Below are 25,867 nucleotides of genomic sequence, written 5' to 3'. Positions count from 1 at the left end.
CAATCAAATCAGTCATCATGCTTCAAAACTTCTTTATCCTCTGCTCCGGAGCGGATTCCTCAATTTTAAAGACTTGTTCAGAAGGTGAACAAAACAAATATGCGGGTATTGGTGCCACCGTATTCTTTACCGCAGTTATGGCCTTTATCGCAAGCAGCTATGCTCTGTTTACCGTTTTTGATAATCTTTTCGCATCTATTTTCTTTGGATTTATATGGGGATTATTAATCTTCAATCTTGATAGATTTATTGTTTCCACCATCAAAAAAAGGGACAGCTTTGGCAGCGAATTTTTGCAAGCTACACCCCGAATTGCTTTGGCAGTTATAATTGCCATCGTAATTTCAAAACCTCTGGAGATGAAGATTTTCGAAAAGGAAATCAATCAGGTTCTCTTAGAAGAAAAAAATGAAATGACTCTAGCCAACAAAGAGCAGCTAGCATTACAATATACTCCAGCCGTCGAGAAACTAAAGCAAGATATTGCAGTCCTTAAAGATGAGATTACTAGGCAAGAAACGGAGACAAACGCTTTGTATGATACCTATATTACCGAAGCTGAAGGTACAGCTGGTACAATGCTATTAGGTAAAGGACCTGTTTATGCTGAAAAACGAGAAAAACATGATGCTGCGCTAGTAGAGTTGCAACAACTCAAAGAAACCAATGCGACAAAAATTGCAGGAATTGAATCTCAAATCACCACTTTAAACACGGAATATGTCGATGTAGTCAAAAATTCACAGCCTATAATTGATGGTTTCGACGGACTCATGGCACGCATTAATGCTCTAGAGAAACTACCATGGCTGCCCTCCTTCTTTATATTTCTGTTATTTCTAGCGATTGAAACCTCTCCCATTATTGCTAAACTTCTTGCTCCCAAAGGCGAATATGACCTGAAACTGGAAGATGAAGAAAGTGCTATTAAAACCTGGGTGACCCAAAAAGTGCAACAACGAAAGGAATTATTAGCAACGGACACCGCACTTAACGAGAAAATATACGGTGAGATAAAAGAAGAGGAAGAAGTCTACGTCTATAAAAAGAAGAAAGCCGAAGAACTACTTAAACTTCAGGCTGAAGCCTTTCAAGATATTCAGGTCAAAAGTTTATAATTTGCTTCGCCAAACTAAATAAAAGGGATTTAAATTATTTATTTCTTAATTGACCAACTTATAAATTTGCTGTTGTTTATTCAGAAAATGATCTGCCCTAGCGAGAATCTTTTTAAACTTTCGATCTGAACTCTTGTTTCCTTTTTGAAGTTTTCTTTGATGCCGCTCTGCAAAACTAAAGGCATTTTTCATTCCAAGAATATTGAGCTTATCTTTTAGCTTACTAACTTTAGAGGCAGCAGCCCTGGGGGCTCCATTCTCAATACAAAATAAATAAGCCCGCAAATCAGAACTGTACTCTTCAGAAAGTGTTTTCAAGAACTCATTGTGAAATTCAATATCGGTGTTTGAAAGTGTTTTAATATAAGAGAGATTGGGAACCTCTTGAGAAATATTTCGCCTTCTATTTATTTCTGCTCGAAAAATTTCGACCAGCTTATGATGAAAATTTGGTTTCGGTAGATTTTTCAATTTGTCTACTAAAACTTTAAAATACGGCTTGAGATTAATAAGTAGGTTTTTAATCATAACAATACGTTTTGTTAAATTATAGATTTGGGATATCAAAAGTAAGTATTTAGCTACATATATAAAATTTTATGATATGAATTAAAATAATTGAGGTATTAAAGCTAGAAATCATGATTTTAAATTCCTTTTAAAAATTCGTTAACGATTTTTAAAATTCTTTGAAATCCAGAATGCATACTGAGATCTCCAGCTTGTAAATTCTCTTCATGAGTATTTGCGAAATCGAAAGCATTCTCTAGCCCCAGCATACTTAGTTTATATTTAGACTTACTAACGATTTCAGCAGCTGATCTGGGTTCTTTTTCATTAATATAACGTAAGTACATACCAACTTCCCATAGGAATTCTTCCTTGAACAGTTTGATAAATCTTTTCATAAAAATATGATCATTACCTGCAATCTCCTCCACATAAGAAAGGTTTGGAGCTTCTTTCATTCCACCAAGATTATTTCACTTCAATTATTGAATAAAAGTAGGATATATCTTACTTTAGTAATAAATTTTGTTGTGAAATGCCTTTAATTGTAGGGCATTGAAAGATACCTTGATGTTTAAGAAGATAATTTTAGATCAGGTTCTATCTTTGGAAGTTTTATTTTTTGTTCCTCGGATGTAAAAAGCAACATAAATTACCCAGTAAAGAACACTTGCCTCAACAATTCTTTGAAATAACCCGATATAATCTCCTGTTGGGTTACTTAATAGGAGAATGACAAAAACAAAAGCTAAAATTCCGCAGGTTAGCGAGGTTTTAGAAAAGCTCACTGTATTCATCGACTTCCTTGAAGAAAAGCCAATCCCCATTAAACAAAATGGAACTACGGAATAAGTCAAAAACCCAGTAGTATTATGAATAAACTGTGAAAGGCTAGCTGTTTCAGGATCTGGATTACAACCCATATCACATGGAAAAAATCCTGTAGTAATTGTCCCCACCCCATAAAATAGCGCGAATAAGAAGAATCCGACTCTAATTTCTTTAATCTTAGGCTTCGTTATTTGATGCGGAGCCATAAGTCCGAAAAGTGTAAATAACGAACCGCTAGCAATGTAGGCATATCGCAAATATGTAGCATTAGGAATTCCTGTTGCATAGCTCTCACTAATAAATTGACTTATAAAACTATAGTCATCAATTTGGATTCCACCAAATATGCTAGCAGTTATAAATAAAAATGCACCTAGCACCCCAGCCATAAAAATGATGTTCCGCATCACAAGTATTTTATTTGTTATTTAGTTTCCCCAGATGCGGGTCCAAAGGCTATTCAATAAGCCTTCAGCATCTGATGGAGTTTTTGGAGTTTCGTTGACCATAAGCCCCTGTTCGGCATTTTTCAATTCATAAGTGAATGCAAATCTCTTTTCATTTGCCTTTAAACTTAGTAATCCGAAGCGCAGATCGTTGAAGAAAAGCTTCTCATCCTCTTCGATTATCGTATACCAACCTTCCGCTATATCAATAAGACGAACGACTTTGTCATTTGTTGCTAAACTTCCTAATAATTCATGATTCTTTTGATAAGAAGAAAATGCAATCGGCTGTGAATCAAAAAAGGAATAGTTACCAATCAAATACGCATCTTCAGTATCTACGTTTGCAGTCCATAGAATAGAATTAAAGGGAGCCGGGCGGATATCTATTTCTTCATATGTGATTCCCTGTTCTTGCAGGTTGTTGGTAAACTGCTTATAAGCAAATCCTTTTAAAATAAGCGTTATTAATAAATATGTACTACTGATGAACAGTCCGTAGTAATTATATTTTTTTCGTTTGGGAGAAGTTCGCTTTTGAAACATAGTCAAAATCAAAAACGTCAAAAAAGGCAAAGTATACAACGGGTCAATTACAAAGATATTCTGAAAGGCTAATCGCATTTTAAAAGGCCAAAATAATTGCGTACCCCATGTAGTAAAAGCATCTAAAATAGGATGTGTAAATAAGCCCCAAAACATGAGCCAAGACCAATCCTTGAAAGTGGCATTAGATTTGGAGTTGGTTTTCCATATGAGCCATCCGAAAATGGGCGCAAATAAAACTGAAAAAAATATCGAATGACTAACACCTCTGTGCCATTCGGTGGCTGTTACAGTGTCAACGAAATACCTCGTTAAAACATCTAAATCGGGAATTGTACCTGCAATAGCTCCGTAAAGCATGGCCTTGTTACCAACCTTTTTACCTAAAACCGCTTCCCCTACTGCAGCACCAAGAACTATTTGCGTTAATGAATCCATTTAATCAACGATTTCCATTTTCTTCAATAAAAAAGAAGCATTCATATTTTGACAGATGCCTTCTTTGAATTTATAATCAAAATGCAATTCGTTATCTATAATTTCTGCGTCGAAATAGTGATTTTCAATTTGAGGTAACTCTTTTGCAACTTCACAAAGACTTAAATCATGAGTGGCTATAATACCCGTAGATTTCGAACCCACTAATTTTTCCACAAACTTTCTTGAACCTTTTGCCTTATCAGTACTATTGGTTCCTTTTAGAATCTCATCTAAAACTATAAAATACCGGTCCTTTTGAATTTCATCAACAATGAATTTCAAGCGTTTTAATTCTGAAAAGAAATAGGATTCGTCATCAGTCAACGAATCCGTCGTGCGCATGCTTGTAATCAACTTAATAGGATTGTACTTTACTTCACCGGCACAAACCGGAAGTCCTACATTCGCCATTACAATTTGCAAAGAAACCGTGCGTAGAAAAGTGCTTTTACCCGCCATATTCGCTCCTGTAATGATGAAGAACTGTTCATTATCTATCTGAAAATTATTCAAAACACTCTTTTCAGGATTCAGTAATGGATGACCCGCTTCTTTGGATTTTAAAACAATACTATCATCAGATAAAACAGGAAAAGTGTACTTCGGATGATTGAAAGCGAATGTTCCTAAACTGATATACGCATCAAAGAATGCGATTACTTCAAACCATTTTTTGGCAGATTCGCCATGCACGGCAATCCATTTTTCTATTTGATAACTAGTGGCAAGGCCTCGGAGAAAATAACCGTTTCCAAAAATGAGATAAAAGACATTGTTGTTTTGGTCTAGATTCCCTAAGAGTTTTGAGAACTCTTTTAAAATCGTAGACGTTTTTTTTCCCTTCTGGATGATCTTTTGTTTTTTATCATTTAATAAGACAGATTTAAATTCAGTTTGCTCGATAATTAACAACAAACGATTGTACTGCTCAAAAGTGGACTGCGCTTTGGAACTGTCGGCTCCTAGTCTTGTAATCCTCTTCGTAAAAACTCCAGAGATACCAAAACCTATTATCATTAATAACAAAAGGATAAATCCATGAATAAATCCTAAAAAATACAAGGCAAAAGCGACTAGAGAAATAATTGAAAACACCAGCGGCACGTATTTCATAATTGGAGGCACAAAAGAGGAATAGTTTTCCAACCACTTCTGTATTTCCGTTGTTGTAGTCTGGGTCTTCGTTAAGGAAGCGACGGCAGAAAATTCTTGTCGCCATTCTGGCATGGTTGAAAGTTCTTGTATGGCTTCCTGTTTTTGAGCTATGTTATCAATAGCGTTCTCCTTAAAGAACTTTGCTAAAGTTTCGCTTCCTTGCTGCAGGGCTGTTCTGTTACTATATTGGTAAAAAGAACCTCTTCCGAAGAGATCAATATCTTGACTAAAAAAATGTGTTGGGTCTTTAAATTCATTTCCTAGAGGAAGACTATGAAAATCCCTATGCAAAACCTTAATCTCCGTCTCGTTGATTTGTTTTAATGCCAACAGTTTATCTCTCTTATACTGCAAATCGGTATGACGGGAAACTAAAAAGAGAAAAGCAACAATTCCTGCTAAAGCTATTCCAAAGACCAATTTTGTATTTCCAAACAAAAAATAAATAGCAACGAAAATTGCAATAAAGACAACTAAACGAATCGTACTTGAAGCCGCCAATTGACTCTTAATTCGAGATACGGCACCTGCATACTTTGCAATTTGAGTTTGGTAAAAAGAAGCTAAGTCTTGCATTAAAGCTATACTATTTTGCAGGCAAAGATATGTATTATCACCTAGCCTTTCTTCATAGAATTTAGCATGGCTATTTGGCCCAAATGATAGATGTCGTGTTGGGCAATACTGATGAGAATGGGTCCAAATAGGTAGTCTTTTCCAGGGACTTCCTTGTTTAGCAGTTCATCTGTCTCTTGAGACAATTTCTGAATCAAACTATCTTGAGTACTTTGTAGTTTCTGTTTTAGAAAATTCCATTCTTCGGGACTTTTGACATGAACTTCATCCCAATCATTTTCGCCATCTATAATAATATTGAACTCAAGATCACCTTCCAATTTCTTTAAGACAAAAATCCGCCAGTTCATTATATGCTGAACCAAAATTGCTATAGATTTCTCACCATAAACTTTGTCATTAACGATTCGCCAAGGTATTTCATTCAACTTTTCCATTACTGAAATTCCATACCAAGGCTTTCCATCAAAAGAATCTTTGAGATTTTGAACGATGATTTCTAGCTGAGTTCTCATTTTTCTATTGCAAAGTATCGAATTCCGCTTTTAGCTTTTTGGTGAATTTGGCTACTACCAATTCATACGAATGGTCAATCAATTCAAGAATCAATTTAGGAGGCAATTGCTCAATCATTAGGGTATTCCATTGCGCTTTGTGCATGTGATACCCAGGAATAATCACACCATCATATTCTTCACGAAGTGCTATCGCTCTTTCAGGATCACATTTCAAATTCACTTGAGTTGGCACCCTTTCCAATCCGCATAAGGCATACATTTTACCCATTACCTTAAACACCAAGGTATGTTCATCAAAAGGAAAACTTTCGGTTACTCCCTTTTTAGAAATGCAATAGTTTCTGAATTCTTCGATGTTCATATAGCGAATTAGTTTACTCCCTTAGAATCATAAACGATAACTTTTGTCCATAGTTTACTTGATTCTTCAATGAACAACTTATGAGGAGCCTCGTCTTGGTAATTTTGCTGCGCCTCTGCCGATTCGAAAGACACGATTAAAGAATATGTGAATGATCCGTCAACAACTTCACGACTAGCTCTGGGAGGCACTCCAATAAAACTAGTTTTGGCATAGCCAGAGTTGTCTAAAAACTTTTGAAGCGATTTTTCGAAAGCTTCTCGGTCTTCTTTACTATCTGGATTCGCCAACCAGAAATAAACGGTATGTGCAAAGGCAGGATCAAATTCTCTCATGTTATTCGATTTATTGTCATCCTCGTGAAGACGAGAATCAGTATCAGTTTGACCAAAACTGGTCATTGTAAAAGTTAAAAATAGTAAGGTATAAAATGCTTTTTTCATGAATTTTCTATTTGTTTTCAAGAAGTTTCTTCTCTTTATCTTCAATTTTTAAAGCTGAATAGTCCAGTTTCCAACCAATGGTAGCGACAATTGATTCTATAATTAAAACAGCTTGTAAAGCTTCCGTGCGTGCGGTTTGCATTAACCCGCTCTCTGGTATCTTTTCTCGAATATGATTCTTGGCCTCATTGTTCAAAGTCGTCAAATCATCTGGAGAAAAAGAATTGAACATACCGTTTTTAATATCGTAAAACTCCAATTCAGGTTCTATGGATAGAATCTCAGGTTGTGGAAAATTCGTTAAGATAATACGCTTATTATCTACATCTGATTCTATTTGTACCTTCTTTAGATCATAACCAATTTGGGCTCTTGCATTAATCACAATCAAGGCCTTTTTCTTACTAGAAACCAAACTCAGAAAACGTTCTTTCGTATTCTCGTACTTATAGATTTCAGCAAACTCGCCCTCAACGGAAACCAGTTTACTTACACTTCTTATTTTTTCTAACAGGACAGTAGATTGATGAAGGGTCACTTCTTTACTCTGCTTTTTCTTAAAGAAAGTATAGACCCAATAGGTGGCAATTGCTCCTAGAATCAATCCTAATATCGTATCAAATATGCTATCCATTATTACTATTTCCTATCTATCCTAAATGCGTGAATTTGAAACCTTTCTCGTATTTTAATCCGTAGCCCATCATTCTATCCATAGCCGAATGTGCAAATAAAATAATTCCTATTAACTGCGCTATCGTACTGGAAAGATAAACCCCTAAAAGGTAAATCGCAATCGCCACTCCCTTATGATGAAACAAATTATACATGAAGGCACCAACTTTATTTCCAAACAGATAACCGATCATTCCAATATCTGGAACCAAAATCAGCACCAAAAACCACCACCATTCATAGGGCAACAGACTGAAGAGGTATACCCCTAGTCCGAACATGAAAAGTTCTTCGATTTTTAAACTAGTTTTCATCAATCTTCAATTTTATACAGCACTGGTCTACTTGGGCTTGCATCATTCTCAAAAGGAGCTACTTGCAAGTTTAAAAAATACTTTCCATCCTTTACAGAGTTGGGTACAAAAATAAATTCTGTAATGGTAGCCTGTTTTCGAATTTCCCCTTGCGCGTTCCAAAAAGCATTGTGGGCTAAAAGTGCGCCTCCATCTTTTTCTTTATCCACTGAAGGAAGGTCTATGAGCAAATGCTCTATTCCTTTTTCCACAAGAAATTCTGCAGCTTGTTCCAATAGATACGGCGGATTCGTATTCGAATATTTCTTCGAAAGTTTATCATTTATGTTGGGTAAGGTTCGAATAACCAAAGCTTCCCTTTTTTTATTTCCCAAGGCATACTGCAATTGTTTTCTAGAAATAACAAAATCATCTTGATATTTCTCAGGAGCTAAAGTGATGACCTCAGCTTTAAAAAAGTATCGTTTTAGATTTTGATTGACAGAATGAAAATCCTTAGTGATATGCCCAACACATTCGGTATGTGTACCATGTGCATGCGGATTAAATGAAATATTATTGAAATTGGTTGAAGCACCTTCAGAAACCTTCCCTACAAAATCACCTTCGGTATGAGGTTCAATTTTTGGGTGGTCAACATACCAAGCATTTACGTTGCTGGCATCTCCGCTGAGGGGGATAGATATATCTAAAGGTTTGGATAAATCGATGAAGTCGTTTTTTATTTTGGCTAGCATATGTGCTGAACTTAATTCAGTATTTACAAGTTAATCATAAATAAATCCGCTGCAATACCGTCAGCTAAAAAACGCCCTTTTTTAGTGGCTATTAATTTGTCACCATATATAAATAATAGTTGTTCATCGACGTATTTATCTGCTTGTTGTAATAAGTACTTATGGTATTGTTTCCCAAATTCTTCTTTGACCTTGATCAGCGAAACACCCCAAATCGTTCGTAAACCAGTCATTAAGTATTCATTGTATTTGTCAGTAGTCGAAAGCGTTTCAATCTCAATGGGCAATTGATTTTTTTCTAAGGATTTTATATACTTCGGATTGTTATTAATGTTCCAACCCCGTCGCTCACCATCATATGAATGTGCGGACGGACCAATACCAATATATTTTTTCTGCTGCCAATAGGCAGTATTGTTCTTGGAGAAGTAGCCAGGTTTTCCAAAATTGGAAATCTCATAACTTTCGAAACCAGCCGCTTCCATTTTTTCTAGTAGGATATTAAAATGCTCTTGTGCCACTTCATCCTCAACATTTTTGATAAGTCCTTTTTGGATAAAGCTTGCTAAAGCGGTTTTAGGTTCTACGGTCAAGGCATAACTTGAAATATGTGGAACGCCAAAAGAAAGTGCTTTTTCAATATTTTGAATCCAACGTTCATTCGTCATTTCCGGGATTCCGTAAATAAGGTCTATAGATATGTTATCGAAATGTTTTGTCGCTTCGCGGATGCAATTCTTAGCTTCTTGAGCATTATGAGCACGATTCATCAGCTTTAAATCTTCTTCATAGAAAGATTGAATTCCTATACTTAAACGGTTTATTGGACTCTTGGATAGTTCGATTATTTGATTCTTAGATAAATCGTCTGGGTTGGCTTCTAAAGTAATCTCCGGATTCTCAGAAACCTTATAATTTTCATAAACGGATTGAATAATACTATTGATTTCTTCGGATGTTAAAACTGACGGTGTTCCTCCTCCGAAGTAGATAGTTTCGACAGGTTCGTCTTTAAATTCATCTTTGCGAAGTTCAAGTTCTTTTCGAAGTGCAGAGACCATAGCCTCTTTCTTTCCCATGGAAGTCGAAAAGTGAAAATCGCAATAATGACAAGCTTGCTTGCAAAAGGGGATATGGATGTAGATACCTGCCATCGATAGTAATTAGTGAACAGTAATAAGTAAATAGTAAGGTGAGTTATTTTGAACCAAATTTAACAGGGTTGCGAATCATATAATGAATAAGCTTTCCTATTTGAATACTTTCATCCAAAAGAGAATCAAATTTCTCCTTTTCAATATACCTACACTCCTTAGCAAATTCTAACCAAGTCTGTGTCTCTAGGTTTTCCCCATCACTATCCGTTAATTTGTTAATGAAATGCTTTTGATATATACGTTTTGCATATGATTCTGCAATATTTGCGTTTACGCTTCTTGAAGATCTCCGTATTTGATCGGTTAAAGAATATTTTTCTTCTTTTGGAAATTTTTTAGAAATTTCAAAAATTTCCATAGCCAACTTAAATGATTTTTGATAAGCAATTAGGTCTTGAAGTCTCATAAACTGTTTACATATTACTCATTACTTTTTACTTCTTTACCCGCTTCTCATTTTGCTTGACAAAAGCATCCCAACCAGAATAACTCTTCCCAATATCAACACGCCCTTCATTATAAAAATGACAAACAGCAGCCGCAAGTCCGTCAGTGGCATCTAAATTCTTTGGGAGTGTTTTTAGCCCTAACATACTTTGCAACATCTTAGCGACTTGCTCTTTGCTCGCATTTCCGTTTCCGGTGATTGCCATTTTTATTTTTTTGGGAAGATACTCTGTGATTGGTATTTCTCTGGAAAGTCCCGCAGCCATTGCCACGCCTTGAGCACGACCTAACTTAAGCATTGATTGTACATTCTTTCCAAAGAAAGGTGCTTCAATCGCTATTTCATCAGGATGATAGGTATCAATGAGTTCTATAGTGCGCTCAAATATTAATTTAAGTTTGACATAATGGTCTTTGTATTTGCTTAAAAGCAGCTCATTCATTTGAATGAATTCCATCTTCTTGCCCACTACTTTTATGAGTCCGAAACCCATAATGGTTGTTCCCGGATCAATACCTAATATGATTTTTTCTTTTGACAATTCTTAGTGTTTTAATTTTTAGCACTGTAGCCCTTCGACTGCGCTCCGCATGACATTCTTGTCTCTAATAAAACTACTTCGAGTTTAGAAAAATTGGAATTCGAAATTTTGCACTTACAGGAATACCTCTCTTTAGAGCAGGTTCAATTCTCGGGAGGCTCTTCAAACTTCGTTCTATTCGAGCATTAAAGTCGGCCATTTGACTACCAAAAATCTCCTTATTTTCTATTTCAACAATTGATATATCTCCGGTATTTTCAATTACAAAATCAAGGAAAATCACATCCTCGATTTCCTTTTGGCTTGTCAGTCGAAACTCTTGTAAGTCCGCTGACAAATGTAAAATAATCTTCTGTTCAAAACAGCTTTTTTGTAGCGTCTTGGAAACCGTTTCATCACAATCGCTAAATAGCGGGTAGTCGTCAACATCAGTCCAGTCGATTTGTAAAAGTTCTTTTTCGACCAGCTTTTGCGTCTTTTTTTCGGTAGATTCAAATAGACTGCACGACGTAAATACGCATAAAATCAATATTGTGAAAAGCTTCCGCATGTACCTGTGTTCTTGGGCGGAAATTACGATTTTTTAAGGACATTAATCCTTCGCGAAGTGAAGCTCTTGTTTTAGTTCAGATATGCGTTTTTTAGCTCTTTCGGAAAAATATCTGATGTCAGGACCAAACTTCTTTATGAAGTTCTCATAATACTGTAGTTTCAGGTTAGGGTCTTTAAAGAGTTGATCTGCTGTGGTACAGATTTGATAATAGGCCATATAATCTGAAGGTTCTTCTTTAAAAGCCAATTTATAATATTCAAAAGCTCCTTTTAAGTCTTCTTCTTCCCTAGCAATCCCAGCAAGACTCCTATATTCCCTATGAAATGAAGGGTCTTGAACTTCTTTAGATTTTTTGATATAGAATTTGGCACTGTCTAATTGCTGCTCCTTTAGGAAAACATGTCCTAAATTAAAATATGGATCAGGATCGTCTTTGTCCATACGAATTAAGGCGTGATAGGTATTTTTAGACTTTTCAAAGTCCCACTCTTTAAAATAACAATGTGCTAATTTTCCATAGATATGAGGTTTGTGCTCCTCTAACTCCAATAGACGTTCAAAAAAAGGTAATGCCTTGCTATATTCGTTATTATTGAATAGGGCTAAAGCCTTTAAATTAATTAGCGACACATCATTTTCAAAAAAAAGCAAGCCCAAATTAAGATATTTCAGGGCTTCTTGAGTTTCTTGTTTTACAACAAAGTATTTTCCTAATTGAAAAATACTTTTGAGATGGGTACTATCAACTTCAACAGCCTTTTTATAAGCAACCAAACTACTCGCGCTTTGATCTAGTTCTCGAAAAGACTCTCCCTGATAATATAAGTATTCTGGATTGTTCGCATCATCACTTACCAAAGATGTAAACAGTTTACGACCATCATCAAAACGTTTCGTTTTTAGATACAATTTCCCCAATTCAAAACGGGCGATTTGCAACTCGGGACTCCCATCCATCAAGCTTTCATATTGCAGAATTGCCTTGTCGTAATTACCAATAGAATTGTATGCTCTTGCTATTTGCAGATTCCCTCTTGACGAGCCAACTTTAGCGTAGAAATTTATGGCTTTTGTATAGCTACCAGTTGCGTATAAACTGTCTGCCATGGTCAAAGCCGAAGACTGTGCTTCGGCTTGAAAGAGGCATGATAATAGTATTAAAAAAATAGCTTTTTTCACTCTTTCTTTTTAGTTGTTATTTGAATAACTCCGTTTTTCCCTTTTTTGCCATATACGGCTTCCGCTGATTCACCCTTCAAAACGTTAATTGATTCAATATAATTCGGATTTATTGCCTTTGCTTTTTCCCCGGAAGATTCCTTCCCATCAATAAAATAGATTGGGTCTGTACCGTTATTCGTGTCGAGTTTTATTGTATCAAGATTGGGTTTACTGAAAACAAACTTCTTAGTTTTTACTTCAATGACTCCATTTTTTCCTTTCTCCCCATATTTTCGAGTTGCGGCATCATCTTTAAAAACATTTATAGATTCTATTTCATCAGGTTCTAATTCATGTAATTTAACATTAAAACTCTCCTTGCCATCAATAATTACAAGAGGGCTTTTGCCACTTGGGCCATCTAGAATTAAATTCAACGGAAGGCTATCATTGTCTTTTTTTAATTTAAAGGTTATCGGAATCGAAAATGGAACATTAACAGCCTTTCCTTTATGCTCACCAGGTTTCATATTGGGCAAGCGTTTAATGATACGTTCGACTTCATTCTCTAAAAGCTCATCTGGACCTCTTTTTCTTATGTTTTGAACAGAGCCATTCGAGGCAATTGTAAACATAACAGCTACTCGCCCTTGAATTCCTTTTTCTTGCGCCTCTTTTGGATAGTTGAAATTCTTGCTAATGTGTTTCTGCATCTTTTCATTAAAACATTTGCGTTTATTCTCGACATCTTCACAACCCGGGAAGACTGGCACCTTATCGACGGTGGCAAAGGGCACTGTTTCACTGTCTTGATAAATAGATTTTCGGAGACTTTCCAATTGCATATCTAAATTTACTACGATAGGGTTTTTTTCATTTGAATTTAGCAACAAACGCTCACGTTCTTTTAACAGTAAAAGATACTGTTCTTCAGCGCCTCTTTTGTCAATTACAGCTGAATATGATTTGGACTTGTTTATCGACTCTTTCAAGGAGCCCAAAGAATTATTCAGGTTATTCACTGAAACTTCCAACGAACTACTTAAAGACTCTTTTAGTCTTCTCAGCTGTTCATCAAGATTTACTATGATGGGATTTTTCTCATTGGAGCTTTTCAAAAGCCTGCTTCGCTCTGTCACCAACTGATTATACTGCTTTAATGCTGCAGCAACCTTAGGACCAAATCGATTAGGGTCTATAGGCAATATTTCAAAGTTATCCTTACCTTTTAATTTGAAAGTCACTGGAATTGAAAAGGGCACATCAACCTTCTTTCCTTTGTGCTTACCAGGCTTCATTTTGGGTAACTTACCTATAATTCGAGCTACCTCTTTTTCCAAAAGAGAATCTGGCCCTCGCATTCGCAAGCCTTCAATTTCTCCTTTTTTGCTAATAATAAATATGGTGTTTACTCTACCCTGAATTCCCTTTTCTTGCGCTTCTTTAGGATAGTTGAAGTTCTTACTAATATGCCTTTGCATCATTTCTTGGAAGCAGGCTCTTTTATCATCGAAATTTTCGCAGCCGGGAAAGACAGGTACTTGATCAACTTTTGCAAAGGGTATGGGGTCGGTGTCTCGAACTATGGTTTTATTCCGGTTTTTGACCTCCCGAATATCAATGGTATCGGATTCAGTTTTTCCTATTGGGAAAGACATGTTTCTAAGGTGCATCTGAAGTTCAGAATTCTTGGTAGTAGAACTTATTTTGAAAACATAATTTGAATCCGCTAGAACAATATCAGCGTACTTTGAGTTTTCTTTTTCAAAAACTTCTGATAACTTATCATTTAGGTTTTTTAACTCTTTTCCTGTCAAATCTTTTACATCAATAACCTCAAAAACTAACGATTGATTTGAAAACTTCCCACTCTTATCAAACAACATAATATCTTGGTTAAAAGCGGCAATGGAGTATTTTAAATTCTGATCCAGAATCTTAAAAGCTTTTTTTCTGTTCACATAATTTTCATATCCACCTGTTGATGGTAAAGTGATAATATCGCGGTAATCCCCAAGTGGATTATTTGGTGTGCTTATCAAGTCTTCCATATTTCTAAAAAGCATATTTGAAATAATTACTTTCTTGAAATAAGCCTTTTTTGAAAGAATATGTTCAGAGTTATTATTCTCCCAAGCGTCTTGATATAAATTATATATTGCTTTCGTTTGAACATCAAATTCTTTATTCTCTAAAATTTCTCCTCTGCTATTGATAAAGGATTTCATTTCCTTTTCTATCTGTTTTTGAACTTCTAGAATAAGTTCTTTATCACCATTGTTTTCTAACTGTTCAATTTTTTCTAAAAAACCATCTTCTGGCTCCGCAGAGGTGTAAGCCAGCATTCCAAAAACCAAAGGCAATAACAATAAGTATTTAAGCTTCCATATTTTTTTTGATTGATTTCTTTGTAACATGACGATTCGTTTTTTGATTAATGAGGTTTTAAAAAATTGATTGATGAATGATATATTTTGTGTCTGGAATACTTGCGATAACAAAAATTCATATTGCTCTTTTTTATTCGTTTTAGCCACCTGAGCATCGGCAATAAACTCATGCAATTCAGATACACGACTTTGATAGACATATACTAAGGGATTGAACCAACCGACAATTCGCATTAATTCAAAGAATATCAAGTCATACGAATGCCTTTGGCGAATATGCACCAATTCATGTTGTACGATACTTTGATGCTCTTTTGCAATGACTTTATCCCCAAGAAAAATAGATTTGAAAAAAGAGAATGCTATGGAGCTATTCGAAATAACAATCTGAGTGAAATCTTTAAAATAATGGACTTCGCCCTTTCGCTTTAAACTATAAATCTGGTATAACTTATATCCAAAAAATACCGTTGCTAAAAGCATACCTCCATAGAGGAGCGCATACTCCCAAGAAATAGTAAAAGAGGTTTCCTGCACGGTAGTAGCGGTTATGGCAATATCGTTTGTATTCCACAAAAATTCAGGATAGGCCTGAAACGACTGCGGAACAGTGGTTTTCATGGCCTCTATTTTTATCCATGGCAAAACCATTGATATGATATAGGTGCCAATTAAGTATAAACGGTTCCATTGAAAGAAGGTTTCCCGCTTCAAAAACAAGTCGTAAATGATGAGAAACACTAACTGGAATGCGATGCATTCTAAGATGTATTGTATCATGGTTGGTCTTCTTTTTTAATGTCTTTTAGGATAGATTCCAATTCAGATAAACTCATATCATTCTTTTTCATAAAGAACGACACCATGCTCTTAAAAGAACCTTGAAAATACCCATCAACCAACTTATTAATCGATTGATTGCTATAGTCCGATTTCTTTAGAATTGGAAAATACAAATAGCCCTTTCCCTCTTGTTCATGGTCAACAAACCCCTTGCTTTCTAAAATTCGAACAATTGTAGAAACGGTATTGTAGGCAGGTTTTGGTTCAGGCAACTCTTTTATGATAGAAGCAACATTACACTTTTGCAACTGCCACAAAATCTGCATTACTTCTTCTTCTGCTTTTGTCAATTGTTTCATAGAAAATTTATTTATTTTTCATTCCCGCTTTCGCGGGAATCTGTTTATCTATATTCGAATTAGGTCTCGACTGCGCCTGCCTTTCGGCAGGCAGGCTCTACCAGACCGCAAACTAGTTTTTTAGTTGAACAAATATAACTAAATATTTAGTTTAAACTAATTTTTTAGTTGAATAATTTATTTCACCTGTAACAATTCAGTAGTATCTTCGTCCTATAGCAAAACGAGATTGATGGATATTGCCTTACCTATCTTTGGATTTATATTATGTCTACTTGGTATTCTAGGAAGTTTTCTTCCTGTATTGCCTGGCCCGCCGGTAAGTTGGGTGGGATTATTACTTCTTCATTTAACTGATGCCGTACCAGACAACTGGCTCTATCTAGGAATTGCCGGAGCAGTTGCTCTTTTTGTTTTTGCTATGGATTACGTCATACCCGCAGTAGGCACCAAAAAATTTGGGGGCACTCGTGCCGGAATGATAGGTACTACGGTTGGACTTATTGTAGGTATTCTATCCCCTATTCCATTCGGAATTATTATAGGTCCGTTTGTTGGAGCATTTTTAGGAGAGCTTTCAAATAAAGCAGACAACAAAACAGCTTTAAAAGCTGCATTTGGTTCATTTTTAGGATTCCTTACTGGAACTTTTATGAAGTTCGTGGTCACAATGATTTTTGCTGGGTGGTTTGTTAAAACTGTATTTGATAATTGGTCCGGACTAAATCCGTTCTAAGTCTCAATCCATCCAAATCACTTTATCAGCTATAGGTTTTCTAGTAACTTCAGGAAGTTCGGCATCATAATACCCCATATAGAAGAAGCCCAAACATTTTTCTCCTTCGTTCAGGTTGAAAAACTCATCCATGTGTTTTATGAGTCCGGGTGAGCTCCAATAACTTCCGATGCCTAGTTCCGCAGTACAAAGCCACATATTTTGAACGGCCATTGCTGTCGCAGCAATTTCTTCCCATTCAGGAACACACTCGTTAGCATTACGTTGCATGCATATGGCAATGATTGCCCCAGCTTTAGGGGGATTTTCTAAAAGTTTCCTAGTCTTAATTTGTTTGGGTTTCTCAGCAACTTCAAGATATTTTTCTGATAAAAATTGACCTAGTTTCACCTGTGATTCTCCTTGCAGAACCTTAAAACGCCAAGGCTCTGTTTTCTTATGATTGGGAGCCCAGTTTGCGGCTTCCAAAATCCTCTCTATATCAGCTTTAGCAATAGGTTTGTTAATATATGTTGAGGGAAAGACAGACCGCCTTTTTTTTATCAAATCAAAAATCATAGCTATTCTATTTGAATACAAATTTAAGATTTTGAAGAGGGAATCAATGTCCGTTTAACAGCAAATTCACACCATGCTGAAGCACCGGATTCCGATTATCTTTTTTCCAAATAACAGACAATTGCGCGCGTTGCTTAATTTTCTTGAGCTCAATGAATTTAACATCCATATCAAAACCATACTGCAATGAAGTGGGAATGATCGCTATGCCCAAATTATTTTCCACCAAAGTAAAAATGGTCTGTGCATGTACTGACCGATGCGACACCTTTGGCGTAAAACCAGCATCTTCACAAATGCTCATTACTTTATCATAGTACAGGGGACTATAATCTTGTGAAAAGAGCACAAAGCTTTCTTCCTTGAGTTGCTTCATACTCTTAAATGAATTTTGATTTAGGGTATGATGCTTAGGCAGAACTACTGAGAATGTATCTTCAAAAACAGGCTTTATATGAAGTTCTTTAGGGACTCTAGCCAAGCGAACAAAACCCAAATCAAGTTTGTCTTTTTGAACAGCATCAACCTGAGCATGATTCGAGAGTTCATCAAGACTTGTTTTTATATTAGAATGGGTATCACGTAAGCGCACCAACAATTTCGGCACAACGTGTTGCATGGCTGAACCAAGAAATCCAATACGTAATTCTCCCGAACTTCCTTCCTTAATAAGTTTTAGCTGTTTTTTGGTCAACTCCAAGTGGTTTAAAACGAATTCAAGTTCGCCTTTCAAGTACTCCCCTGCTGCTGTAAGCGAGACTTTTTTCTTAGTACGATTGAACAACTGCGCATCGAGAATTTCTTCCATTTGCTTGATTTGTCTGCTCAAACCTGGCTGGGAAATGAATAGTCTTTCGGCTGCTTTCCGATAATGTAATTCTTCAGCAACAGCCATAAAATATTTAAAATGGCGCAATTCTATTTGATAACTCATAAGCATTGAATGTTAACAAAAATGGTATTGGTAATTATTAAAGATAAGATGTAATTTTAATACTCCAAAATCGAAGTATATGATTTCAGCACCCACAAGTTTTAGTTTCGGAGAAGATTGGCTTACTGCAGGCATTGCCTTGGCTATTTCATCTGGAAAAACCAAATTAGAACTAAGCTCATCTACTAGAAAAAAAATAGCCTCTAGTTGGGAAATCGTTCAAAATATTGTTGATAAGGGGCATCCTGTTTACGGAATCAATACTGGTTTTGGTCCTTTATGTACGACAAAAATATCCAAAGAAGAAACCACTATTCTGCAAACTAATATTCTACAAAGTCATAGTGTTGGTGTGGGTGACCCTATAGATAAAGAGATTGCAAAATTAATGTTGATTCTTAAAGTACATTCTTTAGCAAAAGGGTTTTCAGGAATTGCGGAAACCACCTTAGACCGAATTATCTGGCATATCGAAAACGATGCTATACCAATTGTTCCGTCGCAAGGTTCAGTTGGAGCTTCGGGGGATTTAGCACCACTCTCTCATTTATTCCTCCCTCTAATTGGACTTGGTAAAATCAAACACCAAGGAAAAACTTATGACACATCCAGCTTCTTTAAAAAATACAATCTTAAACCGCTAGAATTAGGTCCGAAAGAAGGGCTTGCTTTAATCAACGGAACTCAGTTTATCGCTGCTCATGCTGTCAAAGTGGTTGAGAAATTACATTCTTGTCTTTCGCAAGCAGATGTAATTGGCGCCATGATGATTGAAGGTTTGCAGGGTTCGGTCAAACCGTTTTTCAATGAGCTTCATGCCCTACGTCCTTTCAAAGGAAACATACATGTTGCCAAAAGAGTAAAACGACTCTTGAAAGGTTCGGAAATCATGGAAGACCATATTGATTGTGAACGTGTGCAAGACCCCTACTCGCTGCGATGTATTCCACAAGTGCACGGTGCTTCTCGAAATGCCTGGCTGCATTTGAAAGAATTGGTTGAAGTTGAATTGAACTCTGTCACGGATAATCCTGTTATCATCGATGAAGAGCTCACCATTAGCGGAGGGAATTTCCACGGGCAACCGCTCGCAATGGCTTTGGACTATGCTTGTTTAGCCGCTTCAGAAATCGGGAATATTTCAGACCGTCGTATCTATTTAGCTCTTGAAGGTAACAGTCCTGGAGTACCCAAATTGCTAATGGAAGATACCGGAATCAATTCCGGATACATGATTCTACAATACACAACAGCTGCTTTGGCGAGTGAGAATAAAGGTCTGTGTTTTCCATCCAGTGCAGATAGTATTCCTACTTCACTGGGACAAGAAGACCATGTAAGTATGGGTTCCATAGGAGGTAGAAAAGCACTTCAAGTAATTGGTAATGTCGAAAAAATATTAGCAATCGAACTGCTTACGGCCGCTCAAGCTTTTGAGTTTCGTAAACCCATGAAATCAGGAATTTTCTTGGAGGAAATTCATAAAGAAGTCCGTAAAAAAGTGGCCTTTGCAGATAAGGACCGAGTTTTTGCCAATGATATTGAAATGGGAATTCAAATGATAAAAGACAAGACTATACTTCGCTTGATTAATGAAATAGGCAAGAGAGAGAAAATCTCTTTGGCGACCAAATACTCTGATGAATTTGAAGTATATTAAAAAAGAATAAAGAGATTAGATAAGAGAAAAAAGACGGGGGAAAATCTCTTTTCTATATTCTCTTCTCTATTTTCTGAATTAAAATAAAACATGAACAAAATGAAACTCATTGGCCCCTTCAAACAAATCATCCCCATGACGGGATTATCCTTAAAGGGTGCTATTTCTGATAGTCAACTTAACATCATTGAAGACGGTGGAATCATAGTTGAAAATGGAAAAATAAAAGCTATTGGAAACTTTGATGACCTCGCTAAGCGTTCCGAAGGAATCGAAATTCATGAACTAAAAGGAAATCATACCTGTCTTCCCGGCCTTATTGATTCTCACACTCACATTTGTTTTGGAGGCTCAAGAGCTAAAGATTACGCCATGCGAAATGCGGGCAAAACCTATTTGGAAATAGCAAAAGCAGGTGGCGGCATTTGGGATACCGTAACTCAAACCCGAAAAGCTACCAAAGAGGAATTGATAAAAAGAACCACCAAACTAGCGAATCGCCATTTGAAAAACGGAGTAACCACTATTGAAGTCAAAAGTGGCTATGGTTTATCAGTTGATGAAGAACTTAAAATGCTTCATGCTATTAAAGAAACCAATAGTGCTGTTTCGGCCGATTTGATTTCGACTTGTTTGGCTGCCCATATGCTTCCGAAGGATTACAATGGAAGCCATGAACAATACTTAGGTGAAATAGGTGAAAAACTATTTCCCATTTTAAAGGAGAAAGGACTTGCAAATCGTATCGACGCCTTTGTTGAAGAAAGTGCTTTTTCTGCAGAGCAAATCGCTCCGTATTTCGAAAAAGCAAAGGCAATGGGCTTTGATATTACGGTTCACGCCGACCAATTCTCAACTTCCGGGAGTCAAGTTGCAATTGATTTTGATGCCGTAAGTGCAGACCATTTGGAAGCGAGTACACCAAAAGAAGTTGAACTTCTGGCGAATAGCAAAGTTATAGCGACCGCCTTACCAGGAGCTTCCATAGGGTTAGGCTGTGATTTCACTCCGGCACGTAAGATTCTTGATGCAGGTGGAGCATTAGCCATTGCAAGTGACCACAACCCAGGTTCTGCACCTATGGGTGATTTGCTAACTCAGGCATCAATTTTGGGAACTTTTGAAAAGCTTTCTAACGCGGAAGTTTTAGCGGGAATCACTTTCCGCGCCGCGGCTGCTTTGAATTTAAGCGATAGAGGCCAGTTAGCAAAAGGGTATACCGGCGATTTCATTGGTTTTCATACAGATAACTATCAAGAAATTTTATACAATCAAGGCAATTTCAAACCCTGTATGGTCTGGAAAAATGGGGAATTGGTTTTTGATAAACACAAAGCCCCCTAACCCCCAAAAGGGGGAATTCTTAAATTGAGGAAAATGATTAAAAATAAAACCGATCTTTTTGAGAAAACCTTAATAGCTCCCCTCCTTTTTCAAGGAGGGGTGGATTCTTGATTTGCCAAAGGCAGAACAAGAAGACGGGGTGGTAAACTCTGATGTTAATTTTCTTACGCTCTGTTTATGATAAAAATAAAGGCTTGGGCTTTACCACCCCTTTCTTGAGCTAAAGCTCAATTCATTCCCCTCTTTGAAAAAGGAGGGGAGCTAAAAAATTTGAATAAAAATGACTTTTAAACAGCAAATACTTCAGGGAATTCCCGAGAATCTTCCTCCGAAAAAGGAATATAGGCGCGACGCGAATCATGCTCCCAAACGAAAAGATATTCTCTCTTTGGATGAAAAAAAATTAGCCATTCGAAATGCACTTCGCTATTTTCCGACAGCTTGGCATGCAGCACTTTCTAAGGAATTTGCTGAGGAACTAAAAAGGTATGGTCGAATTTATATGTATCGCTTCAAACCTGATTACGAATTGTATGCAAGACCTATTCACGAATACCCTGCGCAGAGCATTCAGGCGGCGGGTATTATGTTGATGATTCAAAACAATTTAGACCCTGCAGTAGCGCAACATCCAGAAGAGTTGATTACCTATGGCGGTAATGGAGCTGTGTTTCAAAATTGGGCGCAGTATCTTTTGACCATGCAGTATTTGGCTACTATGACCGAAGAGCAAACGCTTCATATTTATTCTGGACATCCGATGGGATTGTTTCCATCTTCGAAGGAGGCGCCAAGGGTTATGGTCACCAATGGAATGATGATTCCCAACTATTCAAAACCCGATGATTGGGAAAAATACAATGCTTTAGGTGTTACTCAATACGGACAAATGACAGCTGGTTCCTACATGTATATTGGTCCGCAAGGCATTGTCCACGGAACAGCAATTACCGTGATGAATGCTTTTCGAAAGGTTTTGAAAACGGATGAAAATCCCGAAGGAAAAATATTTCTTACTGCAGGATTAGGAGGTATGAGCGGTGCCCAACCCAAAGCGGGAAATATTGCCGGATGCATAACGATCTGTGCTGAAGTGAATCCTGCGGCTGCGAAAAAAAGACACGAACAAGGTTGGGTTGATGAATTACTTGATGATTTAGATGGATTGGTATCACGCGTCAAAAGAGCTATTCAAAACAAGGAAGTAGTTGCTTTAGCATTTATAGGTAACGTTGTTGATGTATGGGAGCGATTCGACTCCGAAAATCTATTTATCCATTTAGGTTCTGACCAAACTTCATTGCATAATCCTTGGGCAGGTGGTTATTACCCTGTCGGATTATCATTTGAAGAATCGAATCACTTGATGAGTGAGCATCCGGAGGAATTCAAAGTGAAAATTCAAGAGACCTTACGTAGACATGCCGCTGCAATTAATGCACATACAGCAAAAGGAACCTATTTCTTTGACTATGGGAATGCATTTCTTTTGGAAGCATCCCGTGCCGGCGCAGATGTGATGGCGGAAAACAATATCGATTTCAGGTATCCTTCTTATGTACAAGATATTTTAGGCCCCATGTGTTTTGACTACGGATTTGGTCCTTTCAGATGGGTATGTACTTCTGGAAAAACTGAGGATTTAAGAAAAACAGATGCTATTGCATTAAGGGTAATGGAGGAGATAAAGTTGACCGCTCCCAAAGAAATACAGCAGCAAATGCAAGATAACATCACTTGGATTCGCGAAGCTGAAAACAACAAATTGGTAGTCGGGTCGCAAGCAAGAATTCTATACGCCGATGCGGAAGGACGAGCGAAAATTGCAGAGGCTTTTAATCAAGCCATTCAATCCGAAGAACTATCTGCCCCTGTTGTTTTGGGCAGAGACCATCACGATGTCAGCGGCACAGATTCTCCCTTTAGAGAAACCAGTAATATTTACGACGGCAGTAAGTTCACTGCCGACATGGCGATTCACAATGTCATTGGCGATAGCTTTCGGGGAGCAACTTGGGTCTCCATTCACAATGGCGGTGGAGTCGGTTGGGGTGAAGTCATGAATGGCGGCTTCGGAATGGTGCTTGATGGTACACCAGAAGCTTCAAAACGATTAAAAAATATGCTGTTCTATGATGTGAATAACGGAATATCAAGAAGAAGCTGGGCCAGAAATGACGAAGCTATTTTCGCCATCAAAAGAGAAATGGAACGCACGCCTGAACTAAAAGTTACTTTACCTAACTTAGTAGAAGATGAGTTGCTAAGCAATTTATTTGATTGAAAGATGAACAGATACCTTGAAACAAATCCTGAATTCTGGACTGGGCGAAAGTCTGGTAAGAAACTCTATTTGCATGAAAAGGTACAATGCATCAATATTGAACGAGAATCACTTCCGAAGAAATCAAAAAAGAGTTTTACACTTCTGAGCTATGCCTGTGATGAAGGGGTTAAACGAAATCAAGGAAGAATTGGCGCTTTTGACGGACCTGAAGCGATCCGAAAAGCACTTGCAAAACTACCCAATCATCTCAAAAAAAGCACTTCGCTTATTGATGCAGGAACTTTAGAGTGTATCGATGGTAAGCTTGAAAATATTCAAACTCATCTCGCTGAAAAAGTGGTTCAGCTATTGCAGCAAGGTACATTTCCTATTTTACTTGGAGGTGGTCACGATATCGCTTATGGACATTATAACGGTATAAAAAATCACCTGGGAAAAGACAAAACCATTGGTGTCATAAATTTCGACGCGCATTTTGACTTACGCTCCAATAAAACCGGCAACAATTCTGGAACTCCTTTTTTCCAAATAGCCGAAAACTGTAAAAAAGATAATTCAACATTCAAATACCTCTGTTTAGGAATTCGAAAAGATGCCAATGACAAAGTGTTGTTTAAAACAGCTAACGATTTAGGGGTAACTTATATCGAGAACACCAAGTTCAAAACACATTATGCGAAACTGGTGGTTCAAGTTGTTTTAGATTTCATTCGAGAAGTAGATTGTATTTATGTCACGATAGACCTCGACGGATTTTCCTCTGCTTACGCTTCAGGGGTGAGTGCTCCATCACCCATGGGTTTTTCTCCGGATATTGTTTTAGAGACGCTTCAGATGATAATCGATTCTAAAAAGCTGATTAGTTTAGATATTGCTGAGATGAATCCGAAGTATGATAGAGACCATCAAACGGCTAAGTTGGCTGCTAGTTTAATTCATTTTGTGATGCATCAAATTTAAAGTCATTAAACTTCTTATAATTGCATCTCGACTCCGCTCGATGTGACAGCGAAATTACTCTAACCAAGACTGATAATACTTCCCATCATCAATATCCATGGCAGCTTGTGTAAGTTTTAAAGGTTTGAATGTATCAATCATTACCGCCAATTCCTCGGTACCCTTTTTACCAATACTAGCTTCGTAAGTCCCAGGATGTGGCCCATGCGGAATTCCTGCAGGATGCAACGAAATATAGCCTTGGTCAATTCCTTTTCGACTCATAAAATCACCATCCACATAATACAAAACCTCATCGGAATCTATATTTGAATGATTATAGGGTGCAGGAATGGATTCCGGATGGTAATCATATAATCTCGGACAAAAGGAGCACACTACAAATGCACTTGTTTCAAAAGTCTGGTGTACTGGAGGCGGTTGGTGAACACGTCCTGTAATAGGTTCAAAATTATGAATTGAGAATCCGTAAGGAAAATTATAACCATCCCAACCAACTACGTCAAAAGGATGCGTTGCATACACCAAATGATGCAACTGACCTTGCTTCTTTACCTTCATTAAAAACTCTCCTTTTTCATCATGTGTTTGCAAGTTCTGCGGAAGTTTAAAATCTCGCTCGCAAAAAGGAGAATGTTCTAAATGTTGTCCGAACCAATTGCGATATCTTTTTGGAGTATAAATAGGATGGTAACTTTCTGTCACTAGTAAGCGATTATCCTCTGAATCAAATGTTATTTGATAAATCATCCCTCGGGGAATCACCAAATAATCCCCATATTCAAAAGGAATTTCACCAAGCATGGTTTTTAGAGTTCCAGAACCTTTGTGAATAAATAAAAGTTCGTCTGCATCAGTATTCTTGTAGAAATAATCTGTCATGGATTTTCTTGGTGCTGCTAAACCAACATGAACATCTGAATTGAATAAAATCGTCTTTCTACTATCTAAATAATCATCTTGGGGTTTGATTTCTAAACCTTTTAATAAGCGAGATTTTATGTTGTATTCTTCCGCCGCTCTGGGCGTAATGTCCACGGTTTTCCCCACCTCTTTTACTTGTGTAGGGCGATGCAAATGATACATAAGTGATGACATGCCATCAAAACCAATTGTACCAAATAGCTGTTCATAATGCAATGTACCATCCTCTTTTTTGAAAACAGTATGTCTTTTGTGTGGGATTTTTCCTAAATTGTGATATATCGGCATAAGAAGTTCTCTCTTTTCTATGCCTAAAGTTACAATATTTATTGTTGCCTGTTAGGAAATCACATCCTTACAAT

Annotated in this window: 27 protein-coding genes; 6 read left to right on the top strand and 21 right to left on the bottom strand. The window is 37.0% G+C overall.

Going from position 1 to position 25,867, the window contains the following annotated elements; all coding sequences use genetic code 11:
* Positions 1-17: 17 nt before the first annotated feature.
* Positions 18-1,118, top strand: a complete 1,101-nt coding sequence (locus ACKWCD_RS10215) for a DUF4407 domain-containing protein (RefSeq protein ID WP_413983846.1) — start codon at positions 18-20, stop codon at positions 1,116-1,118.
* A 45-nt stretch (positions 1,119-1,163) separates the two neighbouring features.
* Here ACKWCD_RS10215 and ACKWCD_RS10210 read toward each other — a convergent pair whose 3' ends face one another.
* The 18 genes from ACKWCD_RS10210 to ACKWCD_RS10125 form a co-directional block, all read right to left on the bottom strand.
* Positions 1,164-1,646, bottom strand: coding sequence for a hypothetical protein (locus ACKWCD_RS10210; RefSeq protein WP_413983845.1), 483 nt, complete (start codon positions 1,644-1,646; stop codon positions 1,164-1,166).
* A 119-nt stretch (positions 1,647-1,765) separates the two neighbouring features.
* On the bottom strand, positions 1,766-2,086 hold the full coding sequence (locus ACKWCD_RS10205) for a hypothetical protein (RefSeq protein WP_413983844.1): 321 nt from the start codon (positions 2,084-2,086) through the stop codon (positions 1,766-1,768).
* A gap of 135 nt (positions 2,087-2,221) precedes the next feature.
* Positions 2,222-2,866, bottom strand: coding sequence for a DUF998 domain-containing protein (locus ACKWCD_RS10200; RefSeq protein WP_413983843.1), 645 nt, complete (start codon positions 2,864-2,866; stop codon positions 2,222-2,224).
* A gap of 21 nt (positions 2,867-2,887) precedes the next feature.
* On the bottom strand, positions 2,888-3,889 hold the full coding sequence (locus ACKWCD_RS10195; RefSeq protein ID WP_413983842.1) for a metal-dependent hydrolase: 1,002 nt from the start codon (positions 3,887-3,889) through the stop codon (positions 2,888-2,890).
* Positions 3,890-5,662, bottom strand: a complete 1,773-nt coding sequence (locus ACKWCD_RS10190; protein WP_413983841.1) for a MutS-related protein — start codon at positions 5,660-5,662, stop codon at positions 3,890-3,892. It abuts the gene before it with no gap.
* A gap of 41 nt (positions 5,663-5,703) precedes the next feature.
* The gene (locus ACKWCD_RS10185) at positions 5,704-6,177 is read right to left on the bottom strand and encodes a DinB family protein (protein WP_413983840.1); all 474 of its coding nucleotides are present in this window, start codon (positions 6,175-6,177) and stop codon (positions 5,704-5,706) included.
* Between the two features lie 4 nt (positions 6,178-6,181).
* On the bottom strand, positions 6,182-6,541 hold the full coding sequence (locus ACKWCD_RS10180) for an MmcQ/YjbR family DNA-binding protein (RefSeq protein ID WP_413983839.1): 360 nt from the start codon (positions 6,539-6,541) through the stop codon (positions 6,182-6,184).
* A gap of 8 nt (positions 6,542-6,549) precedes the next feature.
* Positions 6,550-6,984, bottom strand: coding sequence for a Dabb family protein (locus ACKWCD_RS10175; RefSeq protein ID WP_413983838.1), 435 nt, complete (start codon positions 6,982-6,984; stop codon positions 6,550-6,552).
* Between the two features lie 7 nt (positions 6,985-6,991).
* Complete coding sequence (locus ACKWCD_RS10170) at positions 6,992-7,618, bottom strand: DUF4230 domain-containing protein (protein WP_413983837.1); 627 nt, start codon at positions 7,616-7,618, stop codon at positions 6,992-6,994.
* A 16-nt stretch (positions 7,619-7,634) separates the two neighbouring features.
* Complete coding sequence (locus tag ACKWCD_RS10165) at positions 7,635-7,973, bottom strand: DUF4260 domain-containing protein (RefSeq protein ID WP_413983836.1); 339 nt, start codon at positions 7,971-7,973, stop codon at positions 7,635-7,637.
* Positions 7,973-8,710 (bottom strand): cyclase family protein, encoded by a 738-nt coding sequence (locus ACKWCD_RS10160; protein WP_413983835.1) that lies wholly within the window; start codon positions 8,708-8,710, stop codon positions 7,973-7,975. Before ACKWCD_RS10160 ends, ACKWCD_RS10165 begins: the two co-directional genes overlap by 1 nt.
* Positions 8,711-8,733: 23 nt before the next feature.
* The gene (gene hemW / locus ACKWCD_RS10155; RefSeq protein WP_413983834.1) at positions 8,734-9,864 is read right to left on the bottom strand and encodes a radical SAM family heme chaperone HemW; all 1,131 of its coding nucleotides are present in this window, start codon (positions 9,862-9,864) and stop codon (positions 8,734-8,736) included.
* Positions 9,865-9,907: 43 nt separating this feature from the next.
* A complete protein-coding gene (locus tag ACKWCD_RS10150) occupies positions 9,908-10,273 on the bottom strand; it encodes a four helix bundle protein (RefSeq protein ID WP_413983833.1) in 366 nt (121 codons plus the stop codon).
* 28 nt (positions 10,274-10,301) lie between these two features.
* On the bottom strand, positions 10,302-10,856 hold the full coding sequence (gene ruvC / locus ACKWCD_RS10145; protein ID WP_413983832.1) for a crossover junction endodeoxyribonuclease RuvC: 555 nt from the start codon (positions 10,854-10,856) through the stop codon (positions 10,302-10,304).
* A gap of 73 nt (positions 10,857-10,929) precedes the next feature.
* Entirely contained in the window at positions 10,930-11,406 is a 477-nt protein-coding gene (locus ACKWCD_RS10140; RefSeq protein WP_413983831.1) for a ubiquitin family protein, read from the bottom strand.
* 42 nt (positions 11,407-11,448) lie between these two features.
* Positions 11,449-12,588 carry a tetratricopeptide repeat protein gene (locus ACKWCD_RS10135; protein ID WP_413983830.1) on the bottom strand — a complete coding sequence of 380 codons (1,140 nt, stop codon included), beginning with the start codon at positions 12,586-12,588 and terminating at the stop codon, positions 11,449-11,451.
* On the bottom strand, positions 12,585-15,740 hold the full coding sequence (locus ACKWCD_RS10130) for a TonB family protein (RefSeq protein WP_413983829.1): 3,156 nt from the start codon (positions 15,738-15,740) through the stop codon (positions 12,585-12,587). The genes ACKWCD_RS10135 and ACKWCD_RS10130 overlap by 4 nt, the downstream gene beginning before the upstream one ends.
* Complete coding sequence (locus tag ACKWCD_RS10125; protein WP_413983828.1) at positions 15,737-16,102, bottom strand: BlaI/MecI/CopY family transcriptional regulator; 366 nt, start codon at positions 16,100-16,102, stop codon at positions 15,737-15,739. Before ACKWCD_RS10125 ends, ACKWCD_RS10130 begins: the two co-directional genes overlap by 4 nt.
* Before the next feature lie 232 nt (positions 16,103-16,334).
* Between ACKWCD_RS10125 and ACKWCD_RS10120 the strand changes: the two genes are divergently transcribed.
* Positions 16,335-16,838, top strand: coding sequence for a DUF456 domain-containing protein (locus tag ACKWCD_RS10120; protein WP_413983827.1), 504 nt, complete (start codon positions 16,335-16,337; stop codon positions 16,836-16,838).
* 3 nt (positions 16,839-16,841) lie between these two features.
* On the opposite strand, the gene ACKWCD_RS10115 is transcribed toward ACKWCD_RS10120, so the two are convergent.
* Positions 16,842-17,396, bottom strand: coding sequence for a nitroreductase family protein (locus ACKWCD_RS10115; protein WP_413983826.1), 555 nt, complete (start codon positions 17,394-17,396; stop codon positions 16,842-16,844).
* A gap of 43 nt (positions 17,397-17,439) precedes the next feature.
* Positions 17,440-18,330 carry a LysR family transcriptional regulator gene (locus ACKWCD_RS10110; protein ID WP_413983825.1) on the bottom strand — a complete coding sequence of 297 codons (891 nt, stop codon included), beginning with the start codon at positions 18,328-18,330 and terminating at the stop codon, positions 17,440-17,442.
* A 79-nt stretch (positions 18,331-18,409) separates the two neighbouring features.
* Between ACKWCD_RS10110 and hutH the strand changes: the two genes are divergently transcribed.
* The 4 genes from hutH to hutG all read left to right on the top strand — a co-directional run bounded on the left by hutH (position 18,410) and on the right by hutG (position 24,581).
* Positions 18,410-19,990 carry a histidine ammonia-lyase gene (hutH, locus tag ACKWCD_RS10105; RefSeq protein WP_413983824.1) on the top strand — a complete coding sequence of 527 codons (1,581 nt, stop codon included), beginning with the start codon at positions 18,410-18,412 and terminating at the stop codon, positions 19,988-19,990.
* 90 nt (positions 19,991-20,080) lie between these two features.
* On the top strand, positions 20,081-21,334 hold the full coding sequence (hutI, locus tag ACKWCD_RS10100; RefSeq protein ID WP_413983823.1) for an imidazolonepropionase: 1,254 nt from the start codon (positions 20,081-20,083) through the stop codon (positions 21,332-21,334).
* 280 nt (positions 21,335-21,614) lie between these two features.
* A complete protein-coding gene (locus ACKWCD_RS10095; protein ID WP_413983822.1) occupies positions 21,615-23,618 on the top strand; it encodes a urocanate hydratase in 2,004 nt (667 codons plus the stop codon).
* Positions 23,619-23,621: 3 nt separating this feature from the next.
* Positions 23,622-24,581: a formimidoylglutamase gene (hutG, locus tag ACKWCD_RS10090; protein ID WP_413983821.1), complete on the top strand. Its 960-nt coding sequence runs from the start codon at positions 23,622-23,624 to the stop codon at positions 24,579-24,581.
* A gap of 54 nt (positions 24,582-24,635) precedes the next feature.
* On the opposite strand, the gene ACKWCD_RS10085 is transcribed toward hutG, so the two are convergent.
* Entirely contained in the window at positions 24,636-25,793 is a 1,158-nt protein-coding gene (locus ACKWCD_RS10085; RefSeq protein WP_413983820.1) for a homogentisate 1,2-dioxygenase, read from the bottom strand.
* Positions 25,794-25,867: the final 74 nt, after the last annotated feature.

It is taken from the genome of Maribacter taeanensis (genome assembly GCF_047345145.1).
Taxonomy (GTDB): domain Bacteria; phylum Bacteroidota; class Bacteroidia; order Flavobacteriales; family Flavobacteriaceae; genus Maribacter_C.
This window is presented reverse-complemented; position numbering and strand designations above follow the sequence as displayed.